The sequence below is a fragment of the Kitasatospora sp. P5_F3 genome (assembly GCF_054049135.1).
In genome coordinates, this window is record NZ_JBFUMY010000091.1 from 1 (window position 1) to 15,975 (window position 15,975).

A 15,975-nucleotide genomic window follows, 5' to 3' on the forward strand; every position below is an offset into this window, starting at 1 on the left:
CGGCCTGCAGCCGCACCCGCTCCCGGACAGCCCTCCCAGCGTCGGTCAACCCGCCGCCCTGCGCGTACCTCATAGCCCAGAGCTACCGCAGCCGAGCCACCGCCGTCAGGCAAACAGCTCCGACATCACCCAATCAAGTTCAGTAGCAGGACCAGAGGCGGTGGGTGCGCGGCCACGCCGGACGCGCCGTGGCCCCTGTCACTGAGCCGGGCACCACGATTCCGCCGAGGTCAGGCGGCGCGCCGAGGTCGACGGGCTATCGGTGACCCGGTCGATCTGGGTTGTCGAGCAGGAGCTCAACCGGACGGCGTGACCGGGGACCACACGCCGAACCACTGCTCGGCGCCGTACTCCTCAAACCGTTCCGCTTCGGCGAACCCCAGCTTCGCCGCGAGGCGCATCGAGCGGACGTTGGCGCTCTGGGTGCAGAGCACCACCGGCTCGCCGGGAAGCGCGTCGGCGGACCAGTCGAGTGCCGCTGCGCACGCCTCGGCGGCGTACCCGTATCCCCACGCCTGCGGCAGGAACATGTAGCCGAGCTCGGCCTCCTCGCCATCCGGACGGACGTGACCGGGACGCTCTGCGTCGCGCCGGTCGAGCGTGATCACGCCGATCATCGCTCCGTCGAGCTCGACCACGAAAGAGCCAGGGCGCCGCCCCGGTACCTCGGGCACCGCGCGCTCGAGGTCGGCACGCGGCCGAGGGCCACCGAGGTAAGTACCCACCTCCGGCGAGGCGAACAGCTCGACGAACGCCGCACGGTCCCTCGCCTCGGACTCGCGGAGTACGAGCCGCTCGGTCCTGATCGAGGCAGGTGGCCAGGGGACGGGTCCGAGCTCGGTCATGGCGGGCAACCTTCGTTGGGGAGGAAGGTGGGAACTAGCGGACGGGCCGGACCAGTTCCCATGTGTCGACGGCGAAGTCCAGTGCCATGCCGTGGCGCTCGTAGAGTGCCAGCGCGCCGGTGCTGTTGTCGGTGTCGACGCCCAGGCCGACGCGGTCACGGCCGAGTGCGGCGAAGGTGCCGAAGAAGTGGCGCAGCAGGTAGCTGCCGAGGCCCCGGCCCCGGGCGGCGGTGAGTACGCCGATGTTGGCCGCCCAGCCCATCGTGGTGCGGTTGTTGTGGCTGCGCAGCACGGCCACGTCGCCGACGTCCGCGAGGGTGGCGATCCAGATCAGCGACCAGTCGGTGGTCTCGCCGTCGATGTCGTGCAGCCACTGGTCGTAGCTGCGGGGCTGGAAGTCGAAGTGTCCGGCGAAGGACTCCTGGACCAGCCGGTGGGCGATCCGGCGGTCGTCCTCCGTGCCGCAGCTGCGCAGCGTCACCCCGGCGGGCGGCTCGGGCACCAGGTCGTCGGCCGAACTCACCTGACGGGCCATCACGTTGTACCGTCGGACCGACCGCCAGCCCCTGGCCCGGAGCGCTTCGGTGTCGACGGTGGGCGCGATGTTGAGGTGCATGTGGACCACGGCTTGCTCGGCGCCGTTGCCGGCGGCCCGCTCGGCCGCCCTGGCCTCCATCAGGTCGAACAGGTGCAGCGCACCCTCCTGACGGTCCGGCAGGACGTACTGGTCCATGTCGATCCGCTCGGCGCCGGAGTCGTCCCACAGCAGGCCGTAGCCGACCAGCCGGGAGCCGTCGTACAACAGCCAGGAGTCGCGCTCGAGTTCGACCTCTGGATGCTTGAGGTCCGCCTCGACCTCGTGCAACTCGGTCTCGGCGCGGCCGATCTCGATCAGGTCGATCTCGTTGAGGAGTCCGCAGACGGCCTCGGCGTCGCCGAGGGTCGCCGGGCGTACGGTCAGGCCGGCGGGCGGCGCAGAAGTCGTGGTCATGCCGGCCACCTTCGCATCGGTGGGTCGGACTCCGCGAGCGAATTTCGCGCCCACACTTCCGGTCGCAGACCGCAGGATGTCGCTGCTCGTATGTCAAGAGTGGTGATGGGTCATCGAGTTGGTCGCGCGGCGATCTGGGATGGCGACGTATGCAAGAACGTCACAGAACGGCTTTCTCCCGGTTACACGACCGACCCCCGGCTCATGTCATGCTCCCGATGACAAAAAAGTCAACACGCGTAGATCACGGCATCCCTGAGCAGGTGCCAGGTCCAGCGCGTGCCGTCCCCGGGAAAGGGCACCCCCATGTCCGTTGCGCAGACAGGCAGATGGAAGGTCCTGGCGGCAACCATATCCGCCGTCCTCGTCGGTCTCACCCTTCCGACGGTCGCCGCGACTCCGGCGAGCGCCACGACCACCGCGTACGACAGCACGTACTACAAGAACGCGATCGGCAAGACCGGCACCAGCCTGAAGGCTTCGCTGCACACGATCATCAGCAGTCAGACCAAGATCTCCTACGATGCGGTCTGGAACGCGCTCAAGGTCACCGACCAGGACCCGAGCAACAGCAACAACGTGATCCTGCTGTACAGCGGCACCTCGCGCAGCAAGTCCCTCAATGGCGGCGACGTGGGCGACTGGAACCGCGAGCACGTGTGGGCCCAGTCCCACGGCAACTTCGGCACCTCGGCCGGCCCCGGCACCGACCTGCACCACCTGCGCCCCGCGGACGTCCAGGTCAACAGCATCCGCGGCAACAAGGACTTCGACAACGGCGGCAGCGCGGTCAGCGGCGCACCCGGCAGCTACACGGACTCCAACTCCTTCGAGCCGCGTGACGCGGACAAGGGTGATGTGGCCCGCATGATCCTCTACATGGCCGTCCGCTACGAGGGCGACGACGCCTGGGCCGACCTGGAGCCCAACGAGTCGACCACCAACGGCAGCGTCCCCTACATGGGCCGCCTCTCGATCCTGAAGCAGTGGAACGAGCAGGACCCGCCGAGCGCCTTCGAGGAGAAGCGCAACCAGGTCATCTTCGACACGTACCAGAAGAACCGCAACCCGTTCATCGACCACCCGGAGTGGGTCGAGGCGATCTGGTAGGACCGGACCTGAGGTGAGCTGAACTCCCCGCCATGGTCGGGGAGTTCAGTGCGTCCGGCGGTACGTCAACGACGGTTGCGGCCGGCGAGGTAGGCAAGACCCCAGGCGGTCAGTGCAGCCAGGGCGAGGCCGAGCAGGGCGATCCACTCGGTTCCGGTGCGGCTGCCCCACCAGGCCTCGGCCGGGAAGAAGGGGTCGGACTTCAGCAGGAACCTGGCGGAATCGAACCCGCCGCGTTCGGCGATGATGAGCGGCACGGCATTGGCGTAGCCGAAGAACACGCCGAGCGGGGCCAGCACGGCCGCGCCGATCCGGGCGCCGTTGCTGCCGCGGCCCACCAGGCCCGCCAGGACACCGACGACAGCTCCGTTGGCCATGGCGTGCAACAGGTAGAGCGCATGCCCGGCGAATTCGGACTGCTCCCGGTAGGTGGCCAGGATGATGCCGGTGTAGATCGCCGAGACGACGAAGGACGCCAGCAGCCCGAGGAACAGCGCGCCAACCGGGTTGCCGCGCCTGGGCTGTTGCCCCATGGGCTGCATGGGGTACGCGGGGTATGCCGGGTACGGCTGGCCGGGCGGCGGCATGGGTGGCAGACCTGGGTAGGCCGGCGGGGGGCCGAAGCCGGACTGCGGTTGGGGCACGGGTGCCTGGCTGTACGGGTTGAACTCCGGTGATTGGGAATGCGGTTGGCTCATTGATCCCCCGTGCGGCGAACTCTGCTGAAGGGGCGAGGGTATCAACGGCCGGCCGGAGTCGACTCGTCAACTCAGCGAGCGGTGATGGCCTGCTCCAGCAGGCCGTGCAGGACGCGCTGCTCCTCCGGGGTGAGGCCGGACAGCGGGGAGTCCACGGCGAGCAGACCGAGGAGACGTTCGCGCAGTGCGGTGCCCTCGGCGGTGAGGACGAGGTGATGTGCGGCTCCGGCCGCTGGAGCTGGTCCAGGACACCACCGACGAGGTATGGGCCGCACAGCCGGAGTACCTGGACACCACGGGTCACGTCGTGGGGGAGCGTCGGCAGTCTGCTGGTGGAGCGCGGCGACCGCGCGCTGCTGATCGACGCGGGTTTCGGTGGTGTTCGGACACGTCCGGCAGGACGGCGACGGCCCGGCCTGGCGACCCCTGGACGCCTGACCTGGCGGCGCGTCAGCCGGTGGTGAGCGCGGCCGTGCCGGTGCCGAAGACGGTCTCGGCGTCGCCGACGGGCAGTACGTCCATGACGGCCTCGGTGCCTGTGACGGCTTCGGAACCCGAGGTGCCGACCAGGCCGGTGGTGTCACCCGTGGCGTGGGCGTGCGGCGCGGTCAGGGAGAGGGCGACGCCGGCGGCGAGGGACGCGGCGGCGAGCAGGCTGCGCTTCTTCATACCCGGTTCAACGCCTGAGCGCGGCCGGAGGCACGGGTGATTCCCGGGCAGCGTGCTCCGCGCGGGCTCACGGGCAGGTTGGGACAGTTCGCGGCGGCTCAACCTCCGCCCGGATCCGCCCGGTTGAGTACCGCGTAGCCCTGGGCCGGGCAGGGAAGGATGGAGGTTCACGGGTGACGTGGCGGTAGGGGGAAGCCCCCCAGAGCGCCAACCTCAACTTGGCCTGTATTTCACTGCGATCGGCTCCACAGACGTCCAACTGGGGACTCGGCGCGGATCTCGGTAGCCTCGAATGACACGTGCTTGCCCTGGCCGGAGAGCACGACCGTTCCTCTTTCAAGGGTGGCGGCGGTTGTCGGCCAACCCGACCAGCCGTCCACCTCGAAGTTCTTCACGCCGATGCAGACCAGGTCGAATTCGACCGCGTTGTGTCCGCGCGCCTGCCACAGGTCCGCGGCGCCATCCGGGACGGTGAAGGCGGAGAACCTCAAGGTGACCGATGCTGCGCGTTCGTCGATGAGAACGGACGTCAGGTCGTAGTCACTCAGCGGTGGCGGGGGTGAGCCCAGAACTTCGCGGACCGTCTCGGGATGGGTCAACTCGGCAGACCAGTCGTGGTCACTCATAGAACGTCTTCGCGGTCGTGGGAGGCAGCACCTGGTGCAGATGCTGGTCAAGTCGGCTCTCGAACCAGCGCTGAGCGGTATTGGGGTCCGCGTCGCCGGAGCGATAGGCGTTGAGATGGCTGGCCTTGAGCGCGGCATAGGCGGTSAAGTCCAACGAGAATCCCGCTCCGTGCACCGCGACCCTGATCCGGCGCTCGTAGACCTGAACGAGTGGGCTGAACTCGACGTCGACGACTGTGCGGTCGGGAACACCCCGCATCCGCAGGTCCTCGCCCACGGCCAGGAACTCGATCTGGGTCTCGAACCGGTCGCAGCCTGCCTCGGTCCAGGTCAGTGGAGCGTGGTCCGGAAAGCGTGGAAGCTCTACCCGCAACGTCACACCGGGGCCGTAGGGGCTCAGGTGGACCGACCTGAGGACGAGGTGCTCCAAGGGCGGCAGCTCGGTATAGAGCGCGGTCAGCCGCTCGGCGTGGACCAAGAGCTCCGACCACGTGTCGGCTGGCATGGATGGGCTCCTCTGCTCTGGACATCTCGCGCCCGGCGAGGTTGGCCCGATCATCGTCCAAGGGGCGGTCAGAGATCTGGAAAGTGCCCCTGAACTGGGATGACAGGGCTTGTCGAAGGTCCTGTTGGATCACCGAAGACGAGGCGCTTTGCAGGTGAAGAAGCGTAGCGGGTCCTAACCACGCGTCCGGATATCGGGTGGCGGATCAGAGGTGGTTTCGCAGGCCGGCGGGGGTGCTGCCAGTGGAGACCGCCCGCGTCAGCGGGCTGGACACCGTGCTGTCGTCGGCGCCGGCGCCCTGGCGCAAGGACCGCAAGGACCGCAAGGACCACGACATGACGGACGGTCATGAAAGATCGAGGTCAGGTGGGGCACCGCTGGCTCAGGGGTCCTGACGGTCCATCCCCTCTCCGCTCGTCACGACGGGACCGAAGCTCCGAGAAGTCGTGTGTAACATTCGGGAGCCCCCGACCCCTCTTGATATCTGTACGTACCGTGAGGGGGAGTGAACATGGCTGGCAGCCATACCGCTGCAGAGGCCAGGGACGCCGGGTTCCTGGAGCTGACGGCTGGGCGGACCGCGCAGCTGTATCGCACAGCGTGCCTGCTGACCGGCGGTGACACGCACCTGGCGGAGGACATGGTCCAGGACACGCTGGCTCGGATGTACGTGATCTGGCGTCGGCAGAATTCCTGGCTGATGGGCCGTTCGCGGATCGAGAATCCGGGTGCGTACGCGCAGCAGGTGCTGGTGCGCACCTTCCTCGCTCACCGAAAACGACGCTCCAGCGGCGAGCTGCCGATCGGGGAGCTGCCGGAGACCGGTGATCCGGGCGGTGACAGCGCGCTGCGGCTGACCCTGCTTCAGGCCCTTGCGCAGCTCAGCCCGCAGGACCGCGCGGTGCTGGTGCTGCGGCACTGGGAGGACCGCAGCATCGAGGAGACCGCCGAGATGATGCGGTCGACTCCGGGCGCGGTGCGGACCAGGACCACGAGGGCGCTGGCCAGGCTGCGCCCGCTGCTGGGCGATTCGCTCGCCGAGCTGGCGTCCCGCTGACCCCACTCCGCCGCCGGCTGTCCGGGCTCCGATCTTCGGGCTCGGACGGTCCGACCGCGCCCCACCCGCCCCCGACGTAGACCATGACGACAGTGACGAGGCTTCAGCGTGTCCAGTGACCAGCAGTTCGAAGAGGATCTGACGTACGCCATGTCGCGCACCGGCGAGGCGTTCCGCACGGAGACGGCGCAGCTGGACGCGGTCGGTCTCGAGCGCGGCCGCCGTGCCTGGCGGCGCCGTAGCGCGGCGGTGGTGGCGGGCAGCGCGACGGCGCTGGCCCTGGTCGGCGGGGGCACGTTCCTGGTGGTGGGGCGGAGCGGTCCGGCCACCTCGTTCGATCCGGCCGTCTCTGTCGTTTCGTCAGATGTCCCCAGCCCGTCCGGGCCGTCCGGGGTGGCTGCGKCGGGGGCKGCGAGCGGGGGCACCGGGACGGCCGGTCCGGTGCCGGTGCCGGTGCCGACCGAGCGGGTGCTGGCGGCGCTGAAGACGGTGCTGCCGGCCGGTTCGATCAGCGGTGTCGAGGGCCTGGAGGGCAGGGGCATCCCGGCAACCGGCGCGATGGTCCGGTTGCGCTTCGACGACGGCAAGGGCGTCGGCAGGCTGTCGGTGTCGGTGAAGCGCCTGGCTCGGCAGACGGCAGCCACCGCACCTGAACTGAAATGCCCGGACCGGAAGATCCTGCCGTACGACGCCTGCCACACCAGCACGCTCGCCGACGGATCGGTGCTGACACTCTTCCAGGGCCTGGAGTACCCCAACGGCGAGGCGGACACCAAGCGGTGGTCGGCAACGCTCTCCGGCAAGGACGGTCGGCTGATCGAGATCAGCGAGTGGAACGCGGCCGAGGACAAGGGGGCCCCGACCACCCGTCCGACGCCCCCGCTGACGACCGATCAGCTGTCCGCCGTGGCGACCGCGCGCGCGTGGGACAGCATCGTGGCCGAGCTTCCCGTGGTCGGCGGTCAGGCCGTCCCACGGGCCGAGTTCCCGGCCGAGCAGATCGTCGCCACCGCAGCCAAGCTCCTCCCGGCCGGGCTGACACCGGCCGACGCCAACACGGACATGGACGGATACGCCAACTTCACCGTCAAGGACGGCAAGGGCACGAGCCTGGTGGAGATCAACGTCCAGGACTGGCGCCGCGACCTCGCGCAGTCCTCGGGCAGTGTCATCTCCGGTCAGTACGCCAACGGACAGGCCCTGCCGGACGGCAGCCAGGTGGTCGAGCGCAAGGAGGGCACGAACCCCGGCCGCTGGATCGTCGAGGTGCTGCGGGCGGACGGGCTGCGCGTCGTGGTGGCGGCGTACAACAGCGGCGGGCTGAAGCAGGCCGCGACCCGCCAGACCCCGGTGCTGACCACCGAGCAGCTGCGGGCCATCGCGGTCAGCCCCGAGTGGAAGCTGCCGAGCTGAGCCTTGCCCAGCCGTCCAGGCGRAGGCCGACGGACGTACGCCCCGCCCCGACCCGGCCGCCTCAGGGCGGTACGGGCGGGGCGGGCGTACGCCACCGCGTCGGTCAGCACGCTTCGCGAGGCGTGCCTGCTCTTCGGGCGTCGGACTGATCTCACCAGCAATCACGACAGGCTGCTCAAGCCTGACGAGCTGTACGTGGCCGATGGCGCGCTGTTCTCCCCTGGCTGGGCGCCTTACCGGCGTGCCAGCACCACCGCCAGCTGTTCGCGGATGTCTGCCAGTACTTGCTCGGCGTCGTGTCCAGCGTTCACGCTCGCGGCCATGCTCATGAACATCAGCGCGGAGGTGGCACGGGCCAGGGTCGCGGCGTCGGCCCTGTCGCGAAACCCGTCGCGTCGCAGTACCTCAGCGACGGCCTGCTCGGTCTGGCCGACGATCGCCAGCGCCTCGGCGTGCCGGGGCTCTTCGGGGTCCCCGAAGACCATCTCTCGCAGGTAGGTACGGCCGTTGCCGGTGTGTACCCGGTTGCACTCCACAACTGGACGGATGATCGCGAGCACCGCCTCCAGGGCGCCCTCGGCTTTCTCGGCGCTGGCCCGGCCCCGGGCCMGCGCTTCGGCGTACAGGGAGTTCTGGATCAGCAGCAGCAGCTCACCCTTGCTCTTCACGTACAGGAAGAGCGTTCCGGTGCCGATGTCGGCCTTCTCGGCGATCTGCTGAGTGGTGACGTCCTCGACGCTGTACTCGGTGAAGAGCTCACGGGCGGCGGCGGTGATGCGGTCCAGCTTCTGCTGCTTGTTCCGCTCCCGCCGGCCCGACGGTGCGGGCGTGGTCGACATGCGGACCTCCGGGGAATAGATTTCTGACTGCGGTCATTTACGATTACAGTCGCAAGCGAACGGGTTCAGATCCATTCTGGCATGCCACTCCGTCAGTGGACCGGGCACCGCGAGCCGTCTGAACCGACAGCAGAGGAAGATCCGTATGACCACCTCACCTATCCTTTGGCAGCCTTTCGCGCTGGGCCGCGTCAAGCTCCCGCACCGGCTGGCGATGGCCCCGATGACCCGCAGCCGGGCCCTGCCCGACGGGACCCCCACGGAGCTGATGGCCGAGTACTACGGGCAGCGAGCAAGCCTGGGCCTCATCATCAGCGAGGGCACCCAACCCTCCCAGGACGGCCAGGGCTACCCGGGCACCCCCGGCATCCACACTCCCGAGCATGTCGAGGGCTGGCGGCGGATTGCCGAGGCCACCCACGCCGGCGGCGGGGCGCTCTTCGTCCAGCTGATGCACGTCGGCCGAATGTCCCACCCGGACAACACCCCGCACCACCGGCAGCCGGTGGCCCCCTCCGCGATCAGTGCCGGCCAGGACATGATCACCGCGAGCGGTATGCAGAAGACCCCGGTGCCACGAGAGCTCGCCACCGACGAACTGGCGGGCGTGGTCGCCGAGTTCCGACACGCGGCAGCGATGGCGGCCGAGGCCGGGGCCGACGGTGTGGAGATCCACGCCGCCAACGGCTACCTGCTGCACCAGTTCCTCTCCTCCAACGCCAACCACCGCTCCGACGGCTACGGCGGCTCGGTCGAGGCCCGGTCCCGCTTCGTGGTCGAGGTCGCCGCGGCTGTCGCAGAGGAGATCGGCGCCGACCGGGTCGGCATCCGCATCTCGCCCGGATTCCCGCTCGGCGGCATCGACGAGGGCGATGTGGAGGCGGTGCGCGCCCAGTACCGGCACCTGGTCGGCGAACTGGCCCCGCTGGACCTCGCCTACCTGCACATCCACCACCTCGGCGACGAGGAGCTGCTGCGCTCGCTGCGCGCGGTCTGGCCTACCGCGCTGCTGGTGCTCCGCTACGGCCGCAGCCGCGAGGAGCTGGCCGAGTACCTGGACTCGGGCCTGGCCGACATCTCCCCGGTCGGCCGCTGGGCGTTGGCCAACCCCGACCTGGTGGAGCGTCTGCGCGTCGACGCCCCGCTCACCGAGGCCGACCCGGCCACCCTCTACGGCGGCGCCGCCGCCGGCTACACCGACTACCCGACGCTGGCTCGGGCCTGAGCCCGCCGCGCCCACGAACAGAAGGAGCACCGTCATGACCTCGCTCAAGGGATCCGTCGTCCTCGTCACCGGAGCCAACGGCGGCATCGGCACCGAGTTCGTCCGCCAGGCGCTGGCCCGCGGCGCCACGAAGGTGTACGCCACCGCCCGCAACCCCATCACCTGGGACGACGACCGGGTCGTCGCACTGCCTCTGGACGTGACCGACCCTGCCTCCATCGCCGCAGCCGTCGAAGCCGCGCCGGACGTCACCGTCCTGATCAACAACGCGGGGACTTCGGTGTCCAGCCCCGGGATCCTCACCCAGACCGAGCAGGAGATCGCCCGGAACGTCGCGACCAACTTCCTGGGCCCGCTGAACCTGGCCCGTGCCTACGCCCCGGTTCTCTCCGGCAACGCCCCGGCGGCGCTGATCGACATGCACTCCGCGCTGAGCTGGTGGGCGGTAAGTGGGATCTACAGCGCCACCAAGGCTGCGCTGTGGTCGGTGACGAACTCCCTGCGCATCGAGCTGGCCCCGGCCGGAGTGCAGGTGGTCGGCGTGCACGTCGGTTATGTCGACACCCCCATGGCCGCCCACGCCGACGGCCCCAAGACCGACCCGGCCGACCTGGTGAAGACCGTCTTCGACGCCACCGAGGCCGGCCAGTACGAGGTGCTCGCCGACGATGCCTCGGTACAGCTGAAGGCCGCCCTGTCCGCACCGCTGGAAGCCACGTACTCACAGCTGGCCGGACCCGCGACCTGAGGCCGGCCCGCCGGCCTGGTGGGCCGCGAGCACCCGTGTGCCAATGGCACTGGGTGAACAGAGCGTGGCCCGCCATGCGGCGGCGCCGAGCCGGGTTCCGATAACACCCCTCGCGAAGTCCACGCACCGCCGCGGTACACCGCGGGACCCGTACTGAAGGGCAACGCCATGAACGACTTGGAACGCTCAACCCCGCGCCAGGAGCCCCCGGCGGCCTACAAGGACACCGCCAACCGGGTCGTCTCCGCCGCCGGGATTCGCTTCGCGTACCGCGACCTCGGCCCGCGCACCGGCACCCCGGTCGTGTTCCTGGTCCACCTGGCAGGCGTCCTGGACAACTGGGATCCCCGCGTCGTGGACGGCATCGCCGCCGAGCACCGCGTCATCACCTTCGACAACCGAGGCGTCGGCGCCTCCACAGGCACCACGCCGGCCACCATCTCCGAGATGGCCCACGACGCCATCACCTTCATCAAGGCTCTCGGATTCGACCGGGTCGACCTGCACGGGTTCTCCCTGGGAGGCATGATCGCCCAGGAGATCGCACTCGCCGAGCCGCAGCTGGTCCGCAGGATGATCCTCACCGGCACCGGCCCGGCAGGCGGCGACGGCATCAAGAACGTCACCCGCATCACCCACCTGGACACCCTGCGAGCCCTCGCCACCTTGCAGGACCCCAAGCAGTACCTGTTCTTCACCCGCACCGACAACGGCAAACGGGCCGGCAGGCAGTTCCTGGCCCGGCTCAAGGAGCGTACCGCCGGCCGGGACAAGCCGATCTCCCCGAAGGCGTACCTCGCCCAGCTCAAAGCCATCCACCGATGGGGGCTGCAGGCCCCGCAGGACCTGTCGGCGATCACGCAGCCCGTACTGGTCGCGAACGGCGACACAGACCGGATGGTCCCCACACCCAACTCCGCCGACCTGGCCCGGCGCCTGCCCGACAGCGAACTGGTGATCTTCCCCGACGCCGGCCACGGCGGCATCTTCCAGCACCACGAGCAGTTCGTGGCCAAGGCGCTGCAATTCCTCGGCCGTCCCTGAACCTGACAAGAAAGGACCGGCAAGCCATGAAGGCTTTCGTCGTCGAGCACTACGGCAAGGACGGCCTGCGCGCAGTGGACCTTCCCCAGCCGCGGACCGGCCCCAGGGACGTGCTGGTGAAGGTCAGCGCGGCCGGCATCAACCCGCTGGACAAGCTGGTCCGCGACGGGGAGTTCAAGCAGTTGCTGAAATACAAGCCGCCGTTCGTTCTCGGCCACGACGTCGCTGGAACCGTCACGTCGATCGGGTCTGCGGTGCAGGGATTCAACGTCGGCGACGAGGTCTACGCCCGGCCCCGCGATCTGCGCATCGGCACCTTCGCCGAGTACATCGCGATGGACGAGGATGACGTCGCCCTCAAACCGGCGAGACTGACGATGGCCGAGGCCGCCGCCGTACCGCTGGTGGCCCTGGCGGCCTGGCAGATCCTGGTGGAAAGGGCCGGCATCGGGCCAGGATCGAAGGTACTGGTCCATGGCGGCGCCGGCGGCCTGGGATCCACCGTCATCCAGCTCGCCAAGCACCTCGGTGCACACGTCGCCACCACTGCACGCGGTTCTGTCGAGGACCTGGTGCGCTCCCTCGGGGCCGATGTGGTGATCGACTACACCCAGCAGGACTTCTCCACGGTGCTGTCCGGCTACGACCTCGTCATCGACGGTATCGGCGGAGACAACCTGATGAAGTCGCTGACGGTGCTTGCCCCCGGTGGCCTGGCACTCGGCGTGGCCGGCCCCCCTGACGCCGCGTTCGCCCGGCAGCTCGGCGCACCCCGCGCCTTCGAAGCGGTGCTCTCGTTCCTGAGCCGCAAAGTTCGCCGGGCCGCCAGGAAGGCCGGCGTGCACTACTCGTTCTTCTTCATGCGCGCCAGCGGTGAACAACTGGCCCACCTCGCCGACCTGTACAACACCGGCGCACTCCGCCCGGTCATCGACACCGTGTTCGCATTTGACGAGACACCTCAGGCGATGGCGTACGTCGAAGACGGCAAGACCAAAGCCGGCAAAGCCGTCCTCTCCCTCGACTGATCCGCACGCCGCACCGCAGACGCGCACTTGGAGTCGGCCGTGCCGGACTGAAGGGGACGACAGCCCCGCCCTGCCTGGCAGCTTCCACGCCGACACAGCCCGAGGAGCCGGACCAGGGACGACGGACCCGACACAACAGGCGGCTGCCGGGCACTGAGCTTGCTCCGCTTTGACGGACACCATCGGTGTGGTGGTCAGGCCGCGAGGACGGTCTCGTACTCGGTTCCTGTGACTTCTACGGCGGCTGGAAGGCGGCGGATGGCACTTCCACGCGCACGGACGTCCTCCTTTACGACGGACCGGATTCTTTGCGGATCGGCGGCACGGCCGTGGCACTGGACTCCGGTGCCGCTGGCGGAGTCTTCTCTACGGGGGCGGCTCCTCCTACCTGCTGGTGACGGGCTTTGCCGTTGGCGGTCTGGCGGCGGCAATTGCCTGGCCGGTGTTTCTCCGGCGCACCTGGCGCTCTTCGCATGGGCGCCGAACTTCGTCACTGGAGTCAGCTGAAGTAGCCGCCTGACCTGGAATCGAGAATGAACGCGCTTCCGCAGGTCGCTGAACCGGGCCGAGTTGGAATCTGGCCCCGCCGTGCGAGCGGCGGGGCCAGACTCGTTTCCTCGGCGATGGCAAGCTCAGGCACCGACGTACGCCGCCAGGTGCTCGCCGGTGAGGGTGGAGCGGGCCGCGACCAGGTCGGCGGGGGTGCCCTCGAAGACGATCCGGCCGCCGTCGTGGCCGGCGCCGGGGCCGAGGTCGATGATCCAGTCGGCGTGGGCCATGACCGCCTGGTGGTGCTCGATGACGATGACCGACCTGCCGGAGTCGACCAGCCGGTCGAGCAGGCCGAGCAGGTGCTCGACATCGGCGAGGTGCAGGCCGGTGGTCGGCTCGTCGAGGACGTAGATCAGGCCCTTCTCCGCCATGTGGGTGGCCAGCTTGACCCGCTGCCGCTCGCCGCCGGAGAGGGTGGGGAGCGGCTGGCCGAGGGTGAGGTAGCCGAGTCCGACGTCGACGAGCCGACGGAGGACGGCGTGCGCGGCCGGAGTGCGCGCTTCGCCGCTGCCGAAGAACTCCTCGGCCTCGGTCACCGACATCGCGAGCACCTCGCTGATGTCGCGGCCACCGAGGTGGTGTTCCAGCACCGAGGCGTTGAACCGCTTCCCCTCGCACTCCTCGCAGGTGGAGGCGACACCGGCCATCATCCCGAGATCGGTGTAGATGACACCGGCACCGTTGCAGTTCGGGCAGGCACCCTCGGAGTTGGCGCTGAACAGTGCCGGCTTCACCCCGTTGGCCTTCGCGAAGGCCTTGCGGATCGGCTCGAGCAGTCCGGTGTACGTCGCCGGGTTGCTCCGGCGCGAGCCCCGGATCGCGCCCTGGTCGATCGTCACCACCCCCGCGCCCTGGGGGATCGAGCCGTGCACGAGCGAGCTCTTGCCGGAGCCTGCCACGCCGGTGATGACGGTCAGCACCCCGAGCGGGATGTCGACGTCGACGTCGTGCAGGTTGTTCGCGCTCGCGCCCCGGATCTCCAGTGCGCCGGTGTGCTTGCGCACCGTCTTCTTGACGCTCGCCCGGTCGTCGAGGTGACGGCCGGTCAGCGTCCCGGCCGCCCGCAGCTCCTCGACGGTTCCCTCGAAGCAGACGGTGCCGCCCGCGGTGCCGGCACCGGGGCCGAGGTCGACCACGTGGTCGGCGATCGCGATCGCCTCCGGCTTGTGCTCCACGACCAGCACCGTGTTGCCCTTGTCCCGCAGCCGGAGCAGCAGGTCGTTCATCCGCTGGATGTCGTGCGGGTGCAGCCCGATGGTGGGCTCGTCGAAGACGTAGGTGGTGTCGGTGAGCGAGGAGCCGAGGTGCCGGATCATCTTGACGCGCTGGGCTTCGCCGCCCGACAGCGTGCCCGAGGGCCGGTCGAGCGAGAGGTAGCCGAGGCCGATCTCGACGAACGAGTCGAGGGTCTGCTGCAGCGCGCTGWGCAGCGGCGCCACCGACGGATCGTCGAGGCCGCTGACCCACTTGGCCAGGTCGCTGATCTGCATCGCGCAGGCGTCGGCGATGCTGATCCGCTTGATCTTCGAGGACCGGGCCCCCGCACTGAGCCGGGTGCCGTCGCAGTCGGGGCAGGTGGTGAAGGTGACCGCCCGGTCGACGAACTCCCGGATGTGCGGCTGCATCCCCTCCCGGTCCTTGGCCAGGAAGGACTTCTGGATCCGCGGGATCAGCCCTTCGTAGGTCATGTTGATGCCCGCGATCTTCATCTTGGTCGGCTCGCGGTACAGGAAGTCCTGCAGTTCCTTCTTGGTGTACTTGCGGATCGGCTTGTCCGCAGGGAAGAAGCCCGACTCGCTGTAGAGCCGGTAGTTCCAGCCGCCCGCCTTGTAACCGGGGATGGTCAGCGCGCCCTCGGCCAGCGACTTGGAGTCGTCGTACAGCTGGGTGAGGTCGACGTCGGAGACCGTGCCCCGGCCCTCGCAGCGCGGGCACATGCCGCCGGTGACGGTGAAGCTGCGCCGCTCCTTGACGGTCTGTCCGGCGCGCTCCATGGTGATCGCGCCCGCCCCGCTGACCGAGGCGACGTTGAAGGAGAACGCCTGGGGCGAGCCGATGTGCGGCTGGCCGAGCCGGCTGAACAGGATGCGCAGCATCGCGTTGGCGTCGGTGGCGGTGCCGACCGTGGAGCGCGGGTCCGCGCCCAGCCGCTCCTGGTCGACGATGATCGCGGTGGTCAGTCCCTCGAGTACGTCGACCTCGGGCCGGGCCAGGGTCGGCATGAAGCCCTGCACGAAGGCRCTGTAGGTCTCGTTGATCAGCCGCTGCGACTCCGCGGCGATCGTTCCGAACACCAGTGAGCTCTTGCCCGAGCCCGAGACGCCGGTGAACACCGTGAGCCGGCGCTTCGGGATCTCGATGCTGACGTCCTTGAGATTGTTCACGCGCGCGCCGTGCACGCGGATCAGATCGTGGCTGTCGGCAACGTGCAGCGCAGACGACTGCGTGTCCGTCCTCTTGGCCCTGCTCATCGTGTCTCCATCTGTTCGTGCGGGACCGCCTGCACGGTCTCCGTCAACGTCGCGTTCGGCGCAGGGACCAAGGTATCCAAGCCAGTTCGGCCCGTGGCGGTACCGGGCCCGGCTGCGCGGCGAACCCCGGCCGGGAGGTCAGGCCGGGGTTCGC

General features: G+C 69.2%; 16 protein-coding genes. 7 read left to right on the forward strand and 9 right to left on the reverse strand.

Annotated elements, in window-relative coordinates; translation table 11 throughout:
- Positions 1-296: 296 nt before the first annotated feature.
- Positions 297-845: a GNAT family N-acetyltransferase gene (locus ACXJMZ_RS32735; protein WP_457033646.1), complete on the reverse strand. Its 549-nt coding sequence runs from the start codon at positions 843-845 to the stop codon at positions 297-299.
- Between the two features lie 34 nt (positions 846-879).
- Complete coding sequence (locus ACXJMZ_RS32740; RefSeq protein ID WP_457033647.1) at positions 880-1,836, reverse strand: GNAT family N-acetyltransferase; 957 nt, start codon at positions 1,834-1,836, stop codon at positions 880-882.
- Between the two features lie 306 nt (positions 1,837-2,142).
- On the opposite strand from ACXJMZ_RS32740, the gene ACXJMZ_RS32745 reads away from it, so the two are divergent.
- Entirely contained in the window at positions 2,143-2,946 is an 804-nt protein-coding gene (locus tag ACXJMZ_RS32745; RefSeq protein ID WP_457033648.1) for an endonuclease I family protein, read from the forward strand.
- Between the two features lie 65 nt (positions 2,947-3,011).
- Here ACXJMZ_RS32745 and ACXJMZ_RS32750 read toward each other — a convergent pair whose 3' ends face one another.
- From ACXJMZ_RS32750 to ACXJMZ_RS32770, 5 genes are all read right to left on the reverse strand, one after another.
- On the reverse strand, positions 3,012-3,479 hold the full coding sequence (locus ACXJMZ_RS32750) for a hypothetical protein (RefSeq protein WP_457033649.1): 468 nt from the start codon (positions 3,477-3,479) through the stop codon (positions 3,012-3,014).
- Positions 3,480-3,715: 236 nt separating this feature from the next.
- Entirely contained in the window at positions 3,716-3,919 is a 204-nt protein-coding gene (locus ACXJMZ_RS32755) for a hypothetical protein (protein WP_457033650.1), read from the reverse strand.
- Positions 3,920-4,094: 175 nt separating this feature from the next.
- Positions 4,095-4,313 carry a hypothetical protein gene (locus ACXJMZ_RS32760; RefSeq protein ID WP_457033651.1) on the reverse strand — a complete coding sequence of 73 codons (219 nt, stop codon included), beginning with the start codon at positions 4,311-4,313 and terminating at the stop codon, positions 4,095-4,097.
- A 230-nt stretch (positions 4,314-4,543) separates the two neighbouring features.
- Positions 4,544-4,939, reverse strand: coding sequence for an Imm50 family immunity protein (locus ACXJMZ_RS32765; protein WP_457033652.1), 396 nt, complete (start codon positions 4,937-4,939; stop codon positions 4,544-4,546).
- Entirely contained in the window at positions 4,932-5,444 is a 513-nt protein-coding gene (locus tag ACXJMZ_RS32770) for an Imm50 family immunity protein (protein WP_457033653.1), read from the reverse strand. Before ACXJMZ_RS32770 ends, ACXJMZ_RS32765 begins: the two co-directional genes overlap by 8 nt.
- A gap of 511 nt (positions 5,445-5,955) precedes the next feature.
- Here ACXJMZ_RS32770 and ACXJMZ_RS32775 point away from each other — a divergent pair.
- Together ACXJMZ_RS32775 and ACXJMZ_RS32780 are read left to right on the forward strand one after the other, a co-directional pair.
- Positions 5,956-6,501 (forward strand): SigE family RNA polymerase sigma factor, encoded by a 546-nt coding sequence (locus ACXJMZ_RS32775; protein ID WP_457033654.1) that lies wholly within the window; start codon positions 5,956-5,958, stop codon positions 6,499-6,501.
- 108 nt (positions 6,502-6,609) lie between these two features.
- On the forward strand, positions 6,610-7,914 hold the full coding sequence (locus tag ACXJMZ_RS32780) for a hypothetical protein (RefSeq protein ID WP_457033655.1): 1,305 nt from the start codon (positions 6,610-6,612) through the stop codon (positions 7,912-7,914).
- Positions 7,915-8,147: 233 nt separating this feature from the next.
- Here ACXJMZ_RS32780 and ACXJMZ_RS32785 read toward each other — a convergent pair whose 3' ends face one another.
- Complete coding sequence (locus tag ACXJMZ_RS32785; protein WP_457033656.1) at positions 8,148-8,753, reverse strand: TetR/AcrR family transcriptional regulator; 606 nt, start codon at positions 8,751-8,753, stop codon at positions 8,148-8,150.
- A 145-nt stretch (positions 8,754-8,898) separates the two neighbouring features.
- On the opposite strand from ACXJMZ_RS32785, the gene ACXJMZ_RS32790 reads away from it, so the two are divergent.
- The 4 genes from ACXJMZ_RS32790 to ACXJMZ_RS32805 all read left to right on the forward strand — a co-directional run bounded on the left by ACXJMZ_RS32790 (position 8,899) and on the right by ACXJMZ_RS32805 (position 12,798).
- Positions 8,899-9,978 carry an alkene reductase gene (locus tag ACXJMZ_RS32790; RefSeq protein ID WP_457033657.1) on the forward strand — a complete coding sequence of 360 codons (1,080 nt, stop codon included), beginning with the start codon at positions 8,899-8,901 and terminating at the stop codon, positions 9,976-9,978.
- 34 nt (positions 9,979-10,012) lie between these two features.
- Positions 10,013-10,726, forward strand: coding sequence for an SDR family oxidoreductase (locus tag ACXJMZ_RS32795; protein WP_457033658.1), 714 nt, complete (start codon positions 10,013-10,015; stop codon positions 10,724-10,726).
- Between the two features lie 168 nt (positions 10,727-10,894).
- Entirely contained in the window at positions 10,895-11,770 is an 876-nt protein-coding gene (locus tag ACXJMZ_RS32800) for an alpha/beta fold hydrolase (protein ID WP_457033659.1), read from the forward strand.
- A gap of 26 nt (positions 11,771-11,796) precedes the next feature.
- A complete protein-coding gene (locus ACXJMZ_RS32805; RefSeq protein ID WP_457033660.1) occupies positions 11,797-12,798 on the forward strand; it encodes an NADP-dependent oxidoreductase in 1,002 nt (333 codons plus the stop codon).
- Positions 12,799-13,430: 632 nt separating this feature from the next.
- Here the strand turns inward: ACXJMZ_RS32805 and ACXJMZ_RS32810 are convergent.
- A complete protein-coding gene (locus ACXJMZ_RS32810; protein ID WP_457033661.1) occupies positions 13,431-15,821 on the reverse strand; it encodes an ATP-binding cassette domain-containing protein in 2,391 nt (796 codons plus the stop codon).
- Positions 15,822-15,975 lie beyond the last annotated feature (154 nt).

Excerpts from the sequence above, each read along its gene's own strand:
- ACXJMZ_RS32735 (WP_457033646.1), bottom strand. The coding sequence starts at position 845 with ATGACCGAGCTCGGACCCGTCCCCTGGCCACCTGCCTCGATCAGGACC.
- ACXJMZ_RS32740 (WP_457033647.1), bottom strand. The coding sequence starts at position 1,836 with ATGACCACGACTTCTGCGCCGCCCGCCGGCCTGACCGTACGCCCGGCG.
- ACXJMZ_RS32745 (WP_457033648.1), top strand. The coding sequence starts at position 2,143 with ATGTCCGTTGCGCAGACAGGCAGATGGAAGGTCCTGGCGGCAACCATA.
- ACXJMZ_RS32750 (WP_457033649.1), bottom strand. The coding sequence starts at position 3,479 with ATGGGGCAACAGCCCAGGCGCGGCAACCCGGTTGGCGCGCTGTTCCTC.
- ACXJMZ_RS32760 (WP_457033651.1), bottom strand. The coding sequence starts at position 4,313 with ATGAAGAAGCGCAGCCTGCTCGCCGCCGCGTCCCTCGCCGCCGGCGTC.
- ACXJMZ_RS32765 (WP_457033652.1), bottom strand. The coding sequence starts at position 4,939 with ATGAGTGACCACGACTGGTCTGCCGAGTTGACCCATCCCGAGACGGTC.
- ACXJMZ_RS32775 (WP_457033654.1), top strand. The coding sequence starts at position 5,956 with ATGGCTGGCAGCCATACCGCTGCAGAGGCCAGGGACGCCGGGTTCCTG.
- ACXJMZ_RS32790 (WP_457033657.1), top strand. The coding sequence starts at position 8,899 with ATGACCACCTCACCTATCCTTTGGCAGCCTTTCGCGCTGGGCCGCGTC.
- ACXJMZ_RS32795 (WP_457033658.1), top strand. The coding sequence starts at position 10,013 with ATGACCTCGCTCAAGGGATCCGTCGTCCTCGTCACCGGAGCCAACGGC.
- ACXJMZ_RS32800 (WP_457033659.1), top strand. The coding sequence starts at position 10,895 with ATGAACGACTTGGAACGCTCAACCCCGCGCCAGGAGCCCCCGGCGGCC.
- ACXJMZ_RS32805 (WP_457033660.1), top strand. The coding sequence starts at position 11,797 with ATGAAGGCTTTCGTCGTCGAGCACTACGGCAAGGACGGCCTGCGCGCA.